Consider the following 16,301-nt stretch of genomic DNA (forward strand, 5'->3'; position numbering starts at 1 on the left):
CAATCCCCCTGGTGGGGGCCGAGATCACACCGGAGGGGTCCGCAGCGGTTCCGCGACGGTCGTGACACGGACGAGTGGCCGGTACAGGTCCATGACGTGCGGGGCCTGGGCATGGGAGTCTTCGTCCGGGCCCGCGCAGGCGACGGCGACGACCAGTACCTCCACACCGGTGTCGGCGGCGGCGAGCGCCGTGGACAGGACGCAGCAGTCGGTGCTCACGCCGACCAGGACGAGGCGGCCGGCGGTGCGGCGCGGGCGGCGAGTTCGGGGGTCCACTTGCCGAAGGCGGGCGCGTCCAGGACGTCGTGCGCGAGGGTACGAACTGGTCCGTCAGCCGCCAGAGCGGGGCGTCACCCGTGACCACGGTGATCACGGTCTGCGGACGCATGATCAGGTCGAAGCCCATGACTCCGCCGCCGACGGTCAGGGCGCCGACCAGGATCAGCGCGACGACCTCGGTGCCGGTGCCGCCGCCCCAGCCGAGGCGGTCGAAGACCGTCGCCGTGGCCATGGCGGCGAGGGCCACCAGGACGGTCTCCCAGACCTGCGCGTCTCCGAGCCCGCCACCGCCGTCCGGCAGGAGGCGGACGGGATCGCCGTGACCACCGCGTCCGGCACCGAGACGTTCGACTACGCGGTACTGGCCACGCACGCCGACGAGGCGTTCGCCCTGCTGGAGAACCCGACCGACGCGCAGCGGGCGGCCGTCGAGGGGGTCCGCTGCAGCCGCTCCAAGGTGGTGCTGCACACGGACCCCTCCCTGATGCCCACCGCCCGGGAGGGCTGGCTGGCTGGCTGGCTGGCTGGCTGGCTGGCCCGGAACTACGGCAAGGTCCAGGCGGACGGCGAGACCCACTGCTTCATCACGTACCACCTGAACAAGTTGCAGGACCTCACGGCCGAGAAGGACTACTTCGTCACCCTCGACCCGCCCCGTCCGGTCGACCCCGAGACCGTCATCGCCGAGTTCGACTACACCCACCCGGTCATCGGCATGGCGCTGCGCGAGCGGCAGTCCGTGATCTACCGGGCCAACGAGAGGACCCGGGTGAAGCTGGCAGGCTCGTACTTCCACTCAAGCAGCAGGGCCCGGACCTGATCGGCTCCCACGAGGCCGCGTTCTCGGCCGGGGCGGACGCGGCGGCCCAGCTGCTGAAGGAACTCGGCCGCTAGGGCCCCGCGTCTGCGGCATGGTCCGCCGGGCAGGCCCTAAGACGTGTGCCGGTGGGCCGACTCGTTCTCCTGGGCCATGCGCCTGAGCGCCATCAGGGCGGGTTCCAGGAGGACGGTCAGCAGCAGGGCCCGTTCGGCCGCCTCCAACGGGTCTTCGAGGCCCCGCAGTTGGTCGAGGTCGAGGGCGGCGGTGCGCTCGGCGAGGTGCGCGTACGGCAGCAGGGTGCGCCAGTCCAGCGGGACACCGAGGGAGCGCAGCGAGGACAGGGTCTCGGCGAGAGTGGCGCGGGCGGGCGCCGACTCGTGCACGTCCCAGCCCAACTCCTTGACGAGCGCCTCCACTTCGGCCGCCTCCGGGGCTTCCTCGGCGGGCTCCTCGCCCACCCGGAGGGAGCCCAGGGCGAGGCCGAGCAGGCGGTGGGTGTCGCCGGCGTGCTCGGCGAGGGCGTCCAGCACCTCGCGGGTGGTGCTGACGGACAGCCCGCGCACCCCGGTCAGCGCGCGGATCAGACAGAGCCGGCGCAGGTGCTGGTCGTCGTAGTCGGCCTGGGTGGCCGCCGTCTGCCGACCGGGCTGGAGCAGGCCCTCGCGGAGGTAGTACTTGATCGTCGTCACGGAGACACCACTGCGGCGGCTCAGTTCGGAGATGCGCATTGGGTTCGGCTCCGGTTTCGTTCGGCCCCGCACTTGAAAACTGGATACCTCTACTGTCTAACATAGATAGTAGAGGTATCCAATACGCCATCGCGCCGCCGGAGAGAAGGCCTCAGCCATGCCCACCCTGCGCTGGACCACTGTCAGCACCCCCGCACCCGACACCGAGGCGTTCGTCATGGCGTCCCGGCTGGAGGTCCGTTCACTCAACGACGTGCCGCGTTTCTTCCTGAAGTCGCTGGCCGCATGGAAGCAGGTGTCCGGCGCGCCCGGCGCGTACGGCGCCTCCCTGATCGCCCAGCCCCTCAAGCGCACCTTCTGGACCCTGTCGGCCTGGGAGGACAAGGACGCGCTCTACCGGTACGCGAAGACCGAGCCGCACCGGTCGATCATGAACGGGCTGCGGTCCACGATGAAGGACTCGGTCTTCACGTTCTGGCAGGTCCCAGCGGCGGACCTGCCCATCGACTGGACCGACGCCCGGCGGCGCCTCGCCGAGCAGGAACGCACCGGTGCCTGAAACCCCACGCCTACCTGAAACCCCACGTCCAGGAGAGACCCCCGCCATGACGCTGTCCGAAGAAAGCCCGGTCCTCGACGAACCGGCCGCCTCCGCCCCGCAGGCCCGGGGCCGCCGGATACCCCTCTGGCTCGCCATCGTCGCCGCGAGCGTGCCGATGTTCATGGTCGCGCTCGACAACCTCGTCGTCTCCACCGCCCTGCACACCCTGGCCGTGGACCTGAAGGCGAACACGCAGGAACTGCAGTGGTTCGTCAACGCGTATGTGCTGAGCTTCGCCTGCCTGCTGATGACCGGTGCCGCGCTCGGCGACCGGTTCGGGCGACGGCTGGTCTTCGTCGTCGGCATCGCCCTGTTCACGCTGGCGTCCATCGGCTGCGGACTGGCCGACACCAGCGCCCAGTTGATCACCTTCCGTGCGATCCAGGGCTTCGGCGCGGCAGCCGTGATGCCGCTGTCGCTGACCCTGTTGTCCCAGGCGGTGCCGGACCGGCTGCGTGGGATGGCGCTGGGGGTGTGGTCCGGGGTGAGCGGTCTGGCCGTGGCGATGGGCCCGGTGGTGGGCGGCGCGGTGGTCGACGGGCTGGACTGGCGGTGGATCTTCTGGATCAACGTGCCGGTGTGTGTGATCGCGATCCCGCTGGTGCTGTTCGCCCTGCGGGAGAGCTCGCTGCCCGGCGTCCGCCTCGACCTGGTCGGCATGGTGCTGGCGGCGGCCGGCCTGTGCGCGGTGGTGTGGGCGATCGTGCACGGCGAGCCCGACGGCTGGACGTCGGCGAAGGTGCTGGGCGCGTTCGTGGCGGGCGCGGTGCTGCTGGCCGTGTTCGTCGTGTGGGAGTCCCGGGTCGCCGAGCCGCTGCTGCCGCTGTCCTTCTACCGGGTGCGGGCCTTCACCCTCACCAACATCGTGTCGGCGACCATGTACTTCGGCGTCTTCGGCTCCCTGTTCCTGCTGGCCCAGTACCTCCAGATCGTGCCGCCGCGCACCCCGCTGGAGGCCGGTGTACGCACCCTGGCCTGGACGCTGATGCCGATGTTCGTCGCCCCCGTGGCGGGCCTGCTCACCGACAAGGTGGGCGGCGGCAGGCTGATGGCCCTCGGCCTGTTCCTCCAGGGGGTCGGCCTTGGCTGGATCAACCTGCTCACCGACACCGACACCGCCTACTCCTCCCTGGTGGCGCCGATGATCGTGGCCGGTATCGGCATGGGCTTCGTGTTCGCGCCGACGGCGGCGGTGGTGCTCGGCTCGGTCGCCAAGGAGCACGCGGGCAAGGCGTCCGGCGCCAACACCACGGTCCGTGAGATCGGCGGCGCACTCGGGATCGCCGTCCTGAGCACGGTGTTCGTGGCGTACGGCAGCACGAAGGGGCCGCAGGAGTTCGTCGACGGGCTGCGTCCGGCCGTGTGGGTGGGTGTCGCGGTGGTGTTCGCCGGTGCGCTGTGCGCCCTGGGCATCCCGCGCCGGCCACAGGCGCCCGAAGAGGTCTGAGCGGTGCGGACGAGTGCGGAGGAGCGGCGCGAGAGCGTCATCCGCGCGGCGGTCGCCGAGTTCGCGTGGACGGGCTTCCACGGCACCTGAACCGAGGTGGTCGCCCGGCGCGTGGGCGTCTCGCAGCCGTACCTCTTCCGGCTCTTCCGCGACAAGAAGGCGCCGTTCGCCGCCGCCGCGCTCCGGGCGGCGGCGGACACCCGGCACGCTCTGGAGGAGGCGGCGGGGGCCTGACCGGCGAGCAGGCCTGCACGCGACGGCGCAGGCCTACGCGCGACCGGTCACGGAGCGCCCCGAGACGCTGGGCATGCAGTTGCAGACCTACGTGGCGGCGGACGATCCCTCCGTCGGCGAGACGGTACGCGCCGACTGGCAGCGGCTGCGGAAGACGGTGCACCTGCCGCTCGGGGCCGACGCGTACGGGACGACGGCGTTCCTGACATACGGCATGCTCGTCAACTCCCTTGCGTCGATGGGATTTCCACCCGAACACCGGATCCGGGAGGGGCTGTACCCATCGGCCCGGCCGCCCACATAGCCCCTCTACCCTGACCGACGGTCGGGGCGGACACCTCTCCCTTCCCCCGCCGAGGCGCCCGTCCCGGCCGTCTTTTTCGTGCGCGGAGCCCGGCAAAGCGGCGGTCAGGCGCGCGCCGCTGATCCTGACCCGCACATTCGCGCTGAACACCCGCTCCGCGCCTGCGAGTTGAAGGTCCACCGTGCCCTCGATCACCGAACATGCACACCTGAGCGCCAGCCCGCTTGAATGATCGAATGACCAGGGGGTTAGCATATGAGCGCCACCTAGCTCGAAAGATAGGCCCGTGACGCTCAACGACGATTCGTTCACCAACTGGAAGAACCGCGAGGAGATCGCGGAGTCGATGATCCCGATGATCGGGAAGCTGCACCGCGAGCGGGACGTGACGATCCTGCTGCACAGCCGCTCCCTGGTGAACAGGTCGGTGGTCAGCATCCTCAAGACCCACCGGTTCGCCCGGCAGATCGCGGGCGAGGAGCTCTCGGTCACCGAGACGCTGCCCTTCCTTCAGGCCCTCACCACGCTCGACCTCGGGCCGTCCCAGATCGACATCGGCATGCTCGCCGCGACCTACCGGGCCGACGACCGCGGTCTGTCGGTGGTCGAGTTCACCGCCGAGGCCGTGGCCGGCGCGACGGGCGCGAACAAGATCGACCGCCTCGAGCCGCGCGACGTCGTGCTGTACGGCTTCGGCCGCATCGGCCGGCTCGTGGCCCGCCTGCTCATCGAGAAGTCCGGCTCCGGCAACGGCCTGCGGCTGCGCGCCATCGTGGTGCGCGGCGGCGGCGAGCGGGCCGCCGAGGACATCGTCAAGCGCGCCTCGCTGCTGCGCCGCGACTCCGTCCACGGCCAGTTCCAGGGCACGATCACGGTCGACGAGGCCAACAACAGGATCATCGCCAACGGCAACGAGATCACGGTGATCTACGCCGACGACCCGACGGACGTCGACTACACGGCGTACGGCATCGACAACGCCATCCTGATCGACAACACCGGCAAGTGGCGCGACCGCGAGGGCCTCTCCAAGCACCTCCGGCCGGGCATCGACAAGGTCGTGCTGACCGCCCCCGGCAAGGGAGACGTGCCGAACATCGTGCACGGCGTCAACCACGACACGATCAAGCCGGACGAGCAGATCCTGTCCTGCGCCTCCTGCACCACCAACGCGATCGTCCCGCCGCTGAAGGCGATGGCCGACGAGTACGGCGTGCTGCGCGGCCACGTGGAGACCGTCCACTCGTTCACCAACGACCAGAACCTGCTGGACAACTACCACAAGGCGGACCGTCGCGGCCGTTCGGCACCGCTGAACATGGTCATCACCGAGACCGGTGCCGCGTCCGCCGTCGCCAAGGCGCTGCCCGACCTCAAGGCGCCGATCACCGGCAGTTCGATCCGGGTCCCGGTACCGGACGTGTCGATCGCGATCCTCAGCCTGCGCCTCGGCCGGGAGACGAGGCGCGAGGAGGTCCTCGAGTACCTGCGCGAGGTCTCGCTGACCTCGCCGCTCAAGCGCCAGATCGACTTCACCACGGCCCCGGACGCGGTCTCCATGGACTTCATCGGCTCGCGCCACGCCTCGATCATCGACGCCGGCGCCACCAAGGTCGACGGCGACAACGCGATCCTCTACCTCTGGTACGACAACGAGTTCGGCTACTCCTGCCAGGTCGTCCGCGTCGTCCAGCACGTCTCCGGGGTGGAGTACCCGACGTACCCGGCGACGGGCGTCTGACCGACGGTTGTAGGATCCGCGGATCAGTGCGCAATGCAGGTACGAGATGCGCACTAGTAGATGCACCATTCCGGAACTTGGTGCGCACTGACTCCGCTCCGTAACTACCTCTTGTCGATCCTTTGTGATCTTTAGGTGCACCGCGATGCTGAAGCTCCATACCGTCCAGTGATCTGGTTCGGAGATCCTGTCGCAGTAGCGGCAGATCCGGTCGAGGATCTGGTCGGCGGTCTTGGTCCACTTGAACGGCCGGGCCTCGTCGTTCCAGACCTTGATCCAGTCCTCGAGTGCAGCCTTGAGGTCGTCGAGTGAGCAGAACACGCCGCGCTCCAGGCAGCGTCGTTCCAGCTCGGCGAACCACCGCTCGACCTGGTTGATCCACGACGAGTACGTGGGAGTGACGTGCAGCCTGAAGCGGGGGTGTGCGAGCAGCCACTTGTGCACCACGGGTGCTTTGTGGGCGGAGAGGTTGTCGCAGATCACGTGGACCGCCAGGCCGGGCTCGGTCTGGCGGTCGATCTCGTCGAGGAAGTCGCGGAAGTCCACGGCCCGGTGCTGCACGGACAGTTTCGTGATCACTTTGCCCGTCGCGGTGTTCATGGCGGCGAACATGTCGACGGTGCCGTGCCGGACGTAGTCGAAGCTCCGCCGTTCGGGGACCCCGGGCAGCATGGGCAGCACCGGCGCGGTCCGCTCCAAGGCCTGGATCTGCGGTTTCTCATCCACCGCGAACACCGCCGCAGTGGCCGGCGGGCCGAGACAGAGGCCGACGACGTCACGGACCTTGTCGATCAGCAGCGGGTCCGGGGAGATCTTGAAGGTCTCGGTCCGCCGGGGCTGTAGGCCGAAGGCGTGCCAGGTCCTCAGAACGCTCGCCGGCGAGATTCCCACCACCTTGGCGAGCTCCCGCTTCGACCAGCGGGTCCCGCCCGTGGGCGTCTCTTCCAGAGTGCGGACCACGACCTCTTCCACCTGGGCGTCGGTGATGGTCCGAGGCACCCCGGGGTCGCGGCTCGTCGGCCAGGCCGTCCAGTCGGTCCCGCAGGAACCGCATCCGCCATCTGGCCACCGTCTTGCGCTCTGTGTTCAGCCGCGCGGACGCTGCCAGACGTTGCGGCCGACGATGATGCCGCGTGCGCCCGCCACAACGGTTTCTCGCACGGCGTCGACCCCCTCGGCCGAATCACGTGCGCGGGGGCCGCCGGCGATGACAACGGGCAGGCCGAGCTCTTCGACCAGGCGGCGGGTGCGCTCTCCGCCGGGAACGCGATCTTGATGATGTGTGCAGGTCGGCCCGGATCTGGGACAGGGCGCGGGTGACGGTGGGACCGGTGCAGGAGTTGAAGTCGCCCCGGTAGTGGCCGCCCAGCAGGGGGACGCGCACGGCGGGCGCGGCCCCGAGGCGCTGTGCGAGGCCGACGGAGTTGGTGACGACGTGCAGCTGCTCCAGCTCCGCCAGCACGGGGACCAGGGGGAACAGGGTGGTCGAGTCCTCCATGAGCACCGTACTGCCCGGTCTGATCCGGTCGGCGACGGCCACGCACAGCGCGTTCTTGGCGGCGAGGGCGCTGTTCTCACGGAAGCGGGTGGCCGTCTCCATGGTGAGGGCGGGGAAGGCGACGGCCCGCCCGCGCTCCTTGCGCAGCAGATGGCGCCCGGCGAGGTCGTCCAGGTCCCGGTGCATCGTCATCAGACCGACGTCGAAGTGCCGGGCGAGGTCGTCGATGCGGGGGCCCGGCCCTGTTCAGCGTCGGCCTCCTGGACCCCATATGCCCGCCCTCCACGGTCTACGCCGCCTTCAGCCATTACACGGGGACGGACCGGACCATGACCGTCTGGCCCCTCGCCGACCACGGTGGCGGCTTCAGCTGCAACACAGCGGTCCAGCTGAAGTGGCTGCACCAACACGGGCTGGCTCCGCCGCAGCAGAGGAGGGGGGCCGACCGGCGTGGACGAACGTCGTCGCAGAGGGCAGCGGCCTCTTTCCTGTGCCATGTCTGTGAAACGCGGCAACCTTCTGCCCGGCGGCGACCACTGGAAAGCGACACCGGCTCGATCTTCCAGAACGGATGAGCAATGAGAAAGCAGCAAGCCCCACAGCACCGCCGACGCAGGATCCGGCTGGCCGTGGGGGCGCCACTTGCGCTGATCGCCTCGGGTGTGCTCGCCTACGGCGCGGTCTTCGGGACGTTCGGCGACGACGCCGAGCCTCACGCGGCAGCGGCGCCGGCCCCGGTACCCGGCAACGCGACGGCGGCCGTGGCCGCCATGCAGCCGGGCTGGAATCTGGGCAACAGCCTGGACGCCATCCCCGACGAGACCAACTGGGGCCAGCCCCGCACCACCAAGACCCTGCTGGACTCGGTCCGCGCCCAGGGCTTCAAGAGCATCCGTATCCCCGTGACCTGGAGCGACCACCAGGGAGCGGCGCCGAACTACACCATCGACCCGGCGTACATGAGCCGGGTCAAGCAGGTCGTCGACTGGGCGATCGCCGACGGCCTCTACGTGATCATCGACGTCCACCACGACTCCTGGCAGTGGACCAGCAAGATGTCCACCGACCACGACCAGGTCCTGGCCCGCTTCGACACGACCTGGACCCAGATCGCCACCGCGTTCCGGAACGAGCCTGCCCAGCTGGTCTTCGAGAGCGTCAACGAGCCCCAGTTCGACAACGCCGACAACACCCGCAAGGCCCAGCTGCTCAACGAGCTGAACGTGTCCTTCCACAAGGTCGTGCGTGCGTCGGGCGGCAACAACAAGAACCGTCTGCTCATGCTGCCCACCGAGGTCTGCACCCCCGACCAGCGGCTGATGGACAACCTGGCCACCACGATCAAGTCGCTGCACGACTCCCGCCTGATCGCGACCGTGCACTACTACGGCTACTTCCCGTTCAGCGTGAACGTCGCCGGCTCCACCCGCTTCGACACGCAGGCCCGGGGTGACCTGGACACGACGTTCAAGCGGATGCGCGACACCTTCGTCGCCCGCGGCATCCCCGTCGTCCTCGGCGAGTACGGCCTCCTCGGCTACGACCACGGTCCCGGCGCGGTCGAACGCGGCGAGATGCTGAAGTACTTCGAGGCGCTCGGCCACGCCGCCCGCACCAACAAGGTCACCACCGTCCTGTGGGACAACGGCTCCTTCTACGACCGCGGCAAGCTGCGCTGGAAGGACGCGGGGCTGTTCCGCCAGATCAAGTCGAGTTGGACGACACGCTCGGCGACAGCCTCCTCCGACCGCGTCTTCGTGCCGAAGTCCGGCCCCGTCAAGGACCGTTCGCTCACCCTGAACCTGAACGGCGCCACCTTCACGGCGCTCAAGCAGGGCACCACCAAGCTGGTCAGCGGCCGGGACTACACCCTCTCCGGCAACCGGCTCACCCTGAAGGCGGCCGCACTCACCCGGCTCGTAGGCAACCGCTCCCCCGGGGTCAACGCGACGCTCCAGGCCGGGTTCTCCCGAGGAGTTCCCTGGCGCATCCAGGTGATCACCTACGACACCCCGGTGCTGTCGGACACGACCGGTACGACCGCGTCGTTCCGCATCCCCACACAGTTCCGGGGTGACGAGCTGGCGACGATGCAGTCCACGTACGCCGACGGCAGCAATGCAGGCCCGACCGACTGGACCCCGTACCAGCAGTTCAACACCACCTTCGCACCGGACTACGCCAAGAAGACCATCCGCCTGACCCCCGCCTTCCTCGACGCGCTCAAGGACAACGCACGCGTCACGCTCACCTTCCATTTCTGGAGCGGCGCCACCGTGACGTACCACGTGACCAAGTCGGGAACCACCGTGACCGGCACGACCTCCTGACCACGGCTCCGGCCGCCTGCGCCGTCAGCCACTCCGGTGGGCCCGTCGGACACACCGATGCGGGCTCACAGGGGGTGCGCTCGCGTGCGGGGACGCCGGGTGGAGCGGCGCGGCACTTGGGCGTACCAGGCGCCGACCGGGCACCGGGAGATCCCCGCTGCCGCGACCACCGACCCGTGGGGCGACGCGCCCCGCCCGCCGCCCGACCTGGTGCCCAGCCGGAGGCGGAGAGCGCCAGGTCGGGCTCCGACGAACCGTCGGTCACTTCGGCGCAGTCACCGTCACGGCGCAGGCCGTGCCGCTGAGGGTGTAGGAGCTCGGCGGGGCGGTGTCGCCGGTGTGGGTCGCCTGGAAGCCGATGTCGACCGACGCGCCTGGAGCGATGGTGGCGTTGTGGGCGACGTTCCTGGCCGTCACCTGGCCGGAGGCGGGCGAGTAGTCCGCGTTCCAGCCGGAGGTGACGGCCTGGCCGTCGGGCAGGGTGAAGACGAGGGACCAGCCGTCGATCGCGGTGGTGCCGGTGTTGGCGATGGTGATGTTCGACGTCAGGCCGGTGTTCCAGGCGCTGACGGTGTTGGTGACCCGGCAGGTCGCCGTCCCCGGCGGCGGGTTGGAGGTCTGGAACTGCGTGAAGAACTTCCAGACCTCCTGCGGCACCCACGTCCTGGTTCCGCTGTCACCCGCGGCCCCGTCCTGCGGAGCGGCGATGTGCCCTTCGTCGAAGGCGGCCCAGACGACCGGATGCCCGGCCGAGCAACCCGAATAGGCGGTGACCCGGTGCGTCAGGCTGCCCTGCGCCGGCTCCGGCGGGTTCTGGGCGGTGCAGCCGTTGTTCCTGACGAACCTGTCCCGCAACGCCCGTCCGCCGGAGATGCCGAGGACGTTGTCCCTGAGGCCGTGCACCCCGAGGTAGGCGATGGGCTGGGTGCCACCGCTGCATCCGCTGAGCTGCCCGCCGCTCTGGACCGCGACCGCGCGGAAGACCGTCGCGCGGGAACAGGCCAGGGCGTACGACATGGCGGCTCCGTAGCTGAATCCCAGGGCGAAGCGCTGTGTCGTGTCGACGCACAGGTCCGTCTCGATGCGCCTGAGCAGGTCGTCGACGAAGGTGACGTCCTCCCCACCGGCATTGGCCCAGCCGTTGTCGAGGCCTTGGGGTGCGACGAAGATGGTGCTGTTGTTCGCCAGTCGCTGGAGCCCGTAATAGGCCCAGGTGCCCGTTTCCACGGTGCGACCGGTGGCGACGTCGGTAGAGGTGCCGCCCAGCCAGTGGAACCCGAAGACCAGCCGGTAGGCGCGGTTGCGGTCGTAGCCGTCGGGGACGCGCAGGATGAAGTTCCGGTTCTTGCCGCCGCTCTGGATCGTGTGCGTTCCGCTCGTCAGGGCGGGAGCCTTGCCGCACCCTGCGGTCGGGGCAGCGGCGCCGGCGGATGGGGCCGCCGTGGCGGAGACCGTGCGCGGGGTGTTCTCGCCCTGGCCGCGGCCCAGTGCCGTGCCTCCCATGCTCAGGACGACCACCACCGCGACCACGGCGGACCATAAGAGGGCTCTTGTCCTCGTCATCGTGAAACTCCCCTTCTGACGTCGCGGTTGCTCACGCGCGGATCCACTTCTGGTTGGCCTGGCCGTTGCAGGTCCACAGCACCAGCGGGGTCCCGTTCGCGGTGCCGGCCCGGTCGACGTCGAGGCAAAGCCCCGCGTGGACGTTGCGGATCGACCCGTCGGAACCGGCGGACCACTTCTGGTTGTCCTGGCCGTTGCAGGGCCAGGTGATGACACGGGTGCCGTCGGTGGTGCCCTGGTTGTAGGCGTCCAGGCACTTGTCGCCGAAGACGCGGATCTCGCCGCCGGCCCACGTGGTCAACAGCTGGTTGGCGGCCGTATGACAGTCCCAGAGCAGTACTGTCGCCCCGGCGGCGGTGGAGGCGTTGTCCACGTCCACACAGCGGCCGGACCCGTCGCCGCGCAGCCGCGAGGTGGTGGCGGCGAGCGGGCTGCCACCGCTCACCCGGAACACGGCCACGCCGTGCGCGGGGACGCTCGCCGAGATCTGGCCCGCCGTACTCGACGTGCCGCCGGTCCACAGATCGGTGAGGGTGAACGGCGCACCGGACAGGCCGACTTGAGCTGCTGTCGTACTGACCGCCGCGGTGCTGCCTCCCCGGTTGAACAGGCCCACCGCTACCGAGCCGTCGGACAGCTGCTTGGCGAACACCTCGGTGCTGCCGTCGTCGCGCACCCTGCGCCCGCCCGCGCCCAGCTGATCCTGGTTCACCGCCAGCAGACGCGGGTTGCGCAGGATCGCGCTCACGTCGGCGGACATGGTGCGGATGTCGTTGCCGGCCATGAGCGGGGCAGCCAGCAGCGCCCACAGGGCGAAGTGGGAGCGGGACTCGGTCAGTGACAGGCCGGGACGGCCCACGACCAGCATGTCCGGGTCGTTCCAGTGCCCTGGACCCGACTGCGCCGCCAGTGGCGCGGTGACGTCAAGGACGTTGCCGACGCCCATCGGATAGCTGTTGGTGTTGCCGTTCTGCCAGATGTCGAGCAGGTCCTCGGTCGTCCGCCACAGGTCGGCGACCTCGCCCCAGTTGTACGTGGCGCCGGTGATGGCGTGGAAGCTGTTGGGGTTGATGCTGTAGACGATCGGCCGCCCGGTGGCGCGCAGGGCGTCGCGCATCAGCGCGAAGCGCGCGATCTGCTCGTCGCGGGTGCCGCTGGAGGAGCACCAGTCGTACTTGAGGTAGTCGACGCCCCACGAGGCGAACGTGGCGGCGTCCTGGGCTTCGTGCCCCCTGCTGCCCGTCGACCCGGGATAGGCGCCACTGGTCTGCGCGCAGGTGCGCTCGCCCGGCACCTGGTAGATGCCGAACTTCAGCCCCTTGCCGTGGATGTAGTCCGCAAGCGCCTTCATCCCGCTGGGGAACTTGGCCGCATTGGCCCGCAGGTTGCCCGCCGCGTCACGCTGCGGGTCGAACCAGCAGTCGTCGACCACCACGTACCGGTAACCGGCGTCCCGCATCCCCGAGGACACCATCGCGTCGGCGGCCTGACGAACCTGCGCCTCCGTGACCCCGCAACCGAAGCTGTTCCAGCTGTTCCAGCCCAACGGTGGAGTGAGCGCCGGGCTGCCGGGCGCGGCCGAAGCAGTGGAGTGGGCGGACGCCGTCACGCACGCGGTGACCGTCAGCACGATGGTCGCGAGGAGGCGGAGCAGTCGTCCGCCTGACCGTCTGGGCACCAAGGGCTCCTTCACGGAAGGGCGCCATGGGCAGGTGACGCGAAGATCGATGTCACGTCCATGACACTGGACAGAAGAGAGATGGGCGGTTCGAAATTTCGTGAGCCATTCGGAAACTAGGGCCTCACGGATACTAGGGAGGCCATCGAACATGTCAACACCCATCACCGCACTGCCTCCACGATCCGGCCATGCAGACTCGCGGAAGGTGACATATCTGCACTATCTGAGCAACTGATACCGCAGCGACATGGGATCAATCCTCGAATGTTTCGAAGCCGCCAACGATTTATGCGAGAGGTATTGACGGGGTTCACCGGCTCTCTATCATCCAGGGTGCTCGACAAGCCGATCCATGTTCGACATCTCGTATACAGAGCAGCCGCTCCTGGCGAACCAGCAAGGCACCTCCGGACAACTCCAACCGCCGACGGGTGGGCCACAGAAGGAGAACGCCACACGTGCAAATGTCATGGACTCATCAAGCTTTGTCCCGTCGACGCACGCTGACTGCCGCCACCGGCCCGGCCGCCTGTGCCCTGCTTCCTCCGACAGCGGCCCCCGGCACCGCCTCCACCCAAGGACCGGCCCTCGCGACCGCGGCGGCCTTCACGAACCCGGTGATCTGGCAGGACTTTGCGGATATCGACGTCATCCGTGCCGGTGACACCTACTACGCCTCGGCCTCGACGATGCACTACTCGCCGGGCGCACCCGTCCTGCGCTCGTACGACCTGGTCAACTGGGAGATCGCCAGCCACTCGGCGGTGCAGGGCGCCAACCAGTACCTGCTGCTCGTCGAGGCCATCGGATCGGACGGCCGACGCTACTTCCGCTCCTGGACGACGAGCAGCCTCGCCGGCTCCTGGACACCCCTGGCCGCCACCGAGAGCAACCCGTTCGCACGGGCGAGCAACGTCACCTTCCCCGCAGGCGCGTGGACCAAGGACATCAGCCACGGCGAAATGATCCGCGCCGGCCACGACCAGACACTCACCATTCCCGCCTGCCGACTCCAGTACCTCTACCAGGGCAAGGACCCCAACGCGAGCGGCGACTACAACAGCCTCCCGTGGCGGCTCGGCCTCCTCACCCAGACCAACTCCACCTGCTGACCGACCGTGCCGTGGGGAGCGCTTCCGGTGGGAGCGCTCCCCCATGCTCACCGCCGACCTTCGGACGCATCCCTTTCAGAAAGCCGAGGTACTGTCATGCGCCGCAGACTCCTCGCCCTGGTGGCCGCTCTCTCCTCGCTGCCGCTGGCGCTCGCCACCGCACCGTCCGCCCACGCGGCCGACCCGACGACCATGACCAACGGGTTCTACGTGGATCCCGACTCCAGCGGGAAACGGTGGGTCTCCGCCAACCTCGGAGACGGCCGGGCGCCCGCGATCAACGCCTCCATCGCCAACACCCCGACAGCCCGCTGGTTCGGCTCCTGGAGCGGCACCATCGGCACCGCCACCGGCGCGTACGTGGGCGCCGCCGACTACCGGGACAAGCTGCCCATCCTCGTCGCCTACAACATCTACAACCGCGACTACTGCGGCGGGCACTCCGCGGGCGGAGCCTCTTCGCCGTCCGCCTACGCGAACTGGATCGCCCAGTTCGCGGGCGGGATCGCGGGCCGCCCGGCCGTCGTCGTCCTCGAACCGGACTCCCTCGGGGACTACGGCTGCATGACCCAGGCCCAGATCGACGAACGCGAGGGGATGCTCACCGGCGCGCTCGCCGAGTTCGACCGCCAGGCTCCCAACACCTGGGTCTATCTCGACGCCGGCAACCCGGCCTGGGCGAGCGCGGCGACCATGGCCCGGCGCCTCCACGAAGCCGGCCTCCGACAGGCCCACGGCTTCTCGCTCAACGTCTCCAACTACCTGACCACGGCCGAGAACACCGCGTACGGCAACGCCGTGAACAGTGAACTCAACGCCCGGTACGGCTACACCAAGCCGTTCGTCGTGGACACCAGCCGAAACGGCAACGGCTCCAACGGCCAATGGTGCAACCCCTCAGGTCGCCGTATCGGCACCCCCACCCGGCTGGGCGGAGGCGCCGAGATGCTCCTGTGGATCAAGGTCCCGGGCGAGTCCGACGGCAACTGCGGCGCCGGAACCGGCTCCTCGGCCGGACAGTTCCTCCCCGAGGTCGCCTACAAGATGATCTACGGCTACTGAACGGAGGTGTGCTTCCACTACCGGTGCAGATCGGAGCACTTCCACGTCTATCCGAACAGGCGTCGCTGAATCTCCCGCCGGTAGTCCTCGAGCGTCCTGTCGAGGTGTGCCGCCGTGGCCTCGGCCGCCTCGTCGGGCCGGCCGTCGCGAATGGCCCGGTAGATCACCTCGTGCTCCACGACCGCGGACTCGGTTCCTTCACCGAGCGTGTCGTGGATCCCGATCGCGCTGGACTGCCGCTGCAGTCGGCGCGCGTCACGCACGGCGCTGACGAGGAAGGTGTTGTGCGAGGCGACGGCAACGCCCATATGGAAGTCCTCGTCCGCCTCGTTGAACACTTCGACCTGACCGTTGACGAACCCGTGCCGACACTGCTGCATGGCCACCTCGATGGTCCGCAGCTCGGCGGGCGTGGCACGGGTGGCGGCCAGACTGCTCGCGGCCATCTCCTGAACCCTGCGGAACTCGAACAGCATGAGCACGTGATCGAGGTCGACGGGGCGGAAGAAGCCGCCCCAGCGGCTGGTGATGAGCATGCCCTCGTCGTCCGCGACGAACAGCCCGCGCCCCTTGTGCGCCCGGACCCGGCCGAGCGCCGAGAGGATCTTCACGGCCTCCCGCACCACCGCCCTGCTGGTGTTCAGCCTCTGGGCCAGATCGTTCTCCGTGGGCAGCCGATCACCTGCCACCAGACGGGCCTCGGCGATGAACTCGAGGATCCGCTCCGCCACGACCTCGTAGCCGGGCCGGTAGTCACGCCGCTCGTCCGCGCCGTTCACCGCTGCCGCCGCAACGGGAGGTGCCTGCGTCGGCAAGGCCGACTGGGCCGCGGGCGTGTCGTTCATCTGTCCTGCCTCCTGGCTGACGCAACTGTGGCGGCTGATCGCTGTGGAGCCGCGCTCATCGTATCTCAAGCATCAATGAGTCGTACTCATTAAGC

At 69.1% G+C, this 16,301-nt stretch carries 13 protein-coding genes and 4 pseudogenes; 9 read left to right on the plus strand and 8 right to left on the minus strand.

What is annotated here, in order from left to right; all coding sequences use genetic code 11:
* Positions 1-24: 24 nt before the first annotated feature.
* Both OG289_RS03660 and OG289_RS03665 read right to left on the minus strand, forming a co-directional pair.
* Positions 25-352 (minus strand): annotated as a pseudogene (locus OG289_RS03660) (isochorismatase family protein); the annotation flags it as partial.
* Positions 353-541: pseudogene (locus OG289_RS03665) on the minus strand (allantoin permease); the annotation flags it as partial. It abuts the pseudogene before it with no gap.
* 57 nt (positions 542-598) lie between these two features.
* Between OG289_RS03665 and OG289_RS03670 the strand changes: the two are divergent.
* Positions 599-1,099, plus strand: coding sequence for a hypothetical protein (locus tag OG289_RS03670; RefSeq protein WP_327312551.1), 501 nt, complete (start codon positions 599-601; stop codon positions 1,097-1,099).
* A 110-nt stretch (positions 1,100-1,209) separates the two neighbouring features.
* Here the strand turns inward: OG289_RS03670 and OG289_RS03675 are convergent, their stop codons facing one another.
* Positions 1,210-1,827 (minus strand): MerR family transcriptional regulator, encoded by a 618-nt coding sequence (locus OG289_RS03675; RefSeq protein ID WP_327312552.1) that lies wholly within the window; start codon positions 1,825-1,827, stop codon positions 1,210-1,212.
* A 118-nt stretch (positions 1,828-1,945) separates the two neighbouring features.
* On the opposite strand from OG289_RS03675, the gene OG289_RS03680 reads away from it, so the two are divergent.
* The 4 genes and pseudogenes from OG289_RS03680 (at position 1,946) to OG289_RS03695 (ending at position 6,115) form a co-directional block, all read left to right on the plus strand.
* Entirely contained in the window at positions 1,946-2,347 is a 402-nt protein-coding gene (locus OG289_RS03680; RefSeq protein WP_327312553.1) for a DUF3291 domain-containing protein, read from the plus strand.
* Positions 2,348-2,393: 46 nt separating this feature from the next.
* Positions 2,394-3,836, plus strand: a complete 1,443-nt coding sequence (locus OG289_RS03685) for an MFS transporter (protein ID WP_327312554.1) — start codon at positions 2,394-2,396, stop codon at positions 3,834-3,836.
* Between the two features lie 3 nt (positions 3,837-3,839).
* Positions 3,840-4,374, plus strand: a pseudogene (locus OG289_RS03690) (TetR/AcrR family transcriptional regulator).
* A gap of 286 nt (positions 4,375-4,660) precedes the next feature.
* Positions 4,661-6,115, plus strand: a complete 1,455-nt coding sequence (locus OG289_RS03695) for a glyceraldehyde-3-phosphate dehydrogenase (RefSeq protein WP_327312555.1) — start codon at positions 4,661-4,663, stop codon at positions 6,113-6,115.
* A 168-nt stretch (positions 6,116-6,283) separates the two neighbouring features.
* Here OG289_RS03695 and OG289_RS49550 read toward each other — a convergent pair.
* Positions 6,284-7,354 (minus strand): annotated as a pseudogene (locus OG289_RS49550) (IS630 family transposase); the annotation flags it as partial.
* Entirely contained in the window at positions 7,299-7,805 is a 507-nt protein-coding gene (locus OG289_RS03705) for a hypothetical protein (RefSeq protein WP_442818865.1), read from the minus strand. The pseudogene OG289_RS49550 and the gene OG289_RS03705, both read right to left, overlap by 56 nt.
* 77 nt (positions 7,806-7,882) lie before the next feature.
* Here OG289_RS03705 and OG289_RS03710 point away from each other — a divergent pair, with 77 nt between their 5' ends.
* Both OG289_RS03710 and OG289_RS03715 read left to right on the plus strand, forming a co-directional pair.
* The gene (locus OG289_RS03710) at positions 7,883-8,188 is read left to right on the plus strand and encodes an acetylxylan esterase (RefSeq protein ID WP_327320576.1); all 306 of its coding nucleotides are present in this window, start codon (positions 7,883-7,885) and stop codon (positions 8,186-8,188) included.
* Between the two features lie 3 nt (positions 8,189-8,191).
* Positions 8,192-9,943 carry a cellulase family glycosylhydrolase gene (locus OG289_RS03715; RefSeq protein ID WP_327312556.1) on the plus strand — a complete coding sequence of 584 codons (1,752 nt, stop codon included), beginning with the start codon at positions 8,192-8,194 and terminating at the stop codon, positions 9,941-9,943.
* Positions 9,944-10,204: 261 nt separating this feature from the next.
* Here OG289_RS03715 and OG289_RS03720 read toward each other — a convergent pair whose 3' ends face one another.
* Complete coding sequence (locus OG289_RS03720) at positions 10,205-11,506, minus strand: cellulose binding domain-containing protein (RefSeq protein ID WP_327312557.1); 1,302 nt, start codon at positions 11,504-11,506, stop codon at positions 10,205-10,207.
* A 31-nt stretch (positions 11,507-11,537) separates the two neighbouring features.
* Positions 11,538-13,184: a glycoside hydrolase family 27 protein gene (locus OG289_RS03725; protein WP_327312558.1), complete on the minus strand. Its 1,647-nt coding sequence runs from the start codon at positions 13,182-13,184 to the stop codon at positions 11,538-11,540.
* Positions 13,185-13,651: 467 nt separating this feature from the next.
* Here OG289_RS03725 and OG289_RS49555 point away from each other — a divergent pair, with 467 nt between their 5' ends.
* Together OG289_RS49555 and OG289_RS03740 are read left to right on the plus strand one after the other, a co-directional pair.
* Positions 13,652-14,299, plus strand: a complete 648-nt coding sequence (locus OG289_RS49555) for a non-reducing end alpha-L-arabinofuranosidase family hydrolase (RefSeq protein WP_442819061.1) — start codon at positions 13,652-13,654, stop codon at positions 14,297-14,299.
* A gap of 96 nt (positions 14,300-14,395) precedes the next feature.
* A complete protein-coding gene (locus tag OG289_RS03740; RefSeq protein ID WP_327312559.1) occupies positions 14,396-15,361 on the plus strand; it encodes a glycoside hydrolase family 6 protein in 966 nt (321 codons plus the stop codon).
* 47 nt (positions 15,362-15,408) lie between these two features.
* On the opposite strand, the gene OG289_RS03745 is transcribed toward OG289_RS03740, so the two are convergent.
* On the minus strand, positions 15,409-16,206 hold the full coding sequence (locus OG289_RS03745) for a FadR/GntR family transcriptional regulator (protein ID WP_327312560.1): 798 nt from the start codon (positions 16,204-16,206) through the stop codon (positions 15,409-15,411).
* Positions 16,207-16,301: the final 95 nt, after the last annotated feature.

The sequence above is a fragment of the Streptomyces sp. NBC_01235 genome (assembly GCF_035989285.1).
Taxonomy (GTDB): Bacteria; Actinomycetota; Actinomycetes; order Streptomycetales; family Streptomycetaceae; genus Streptomyces.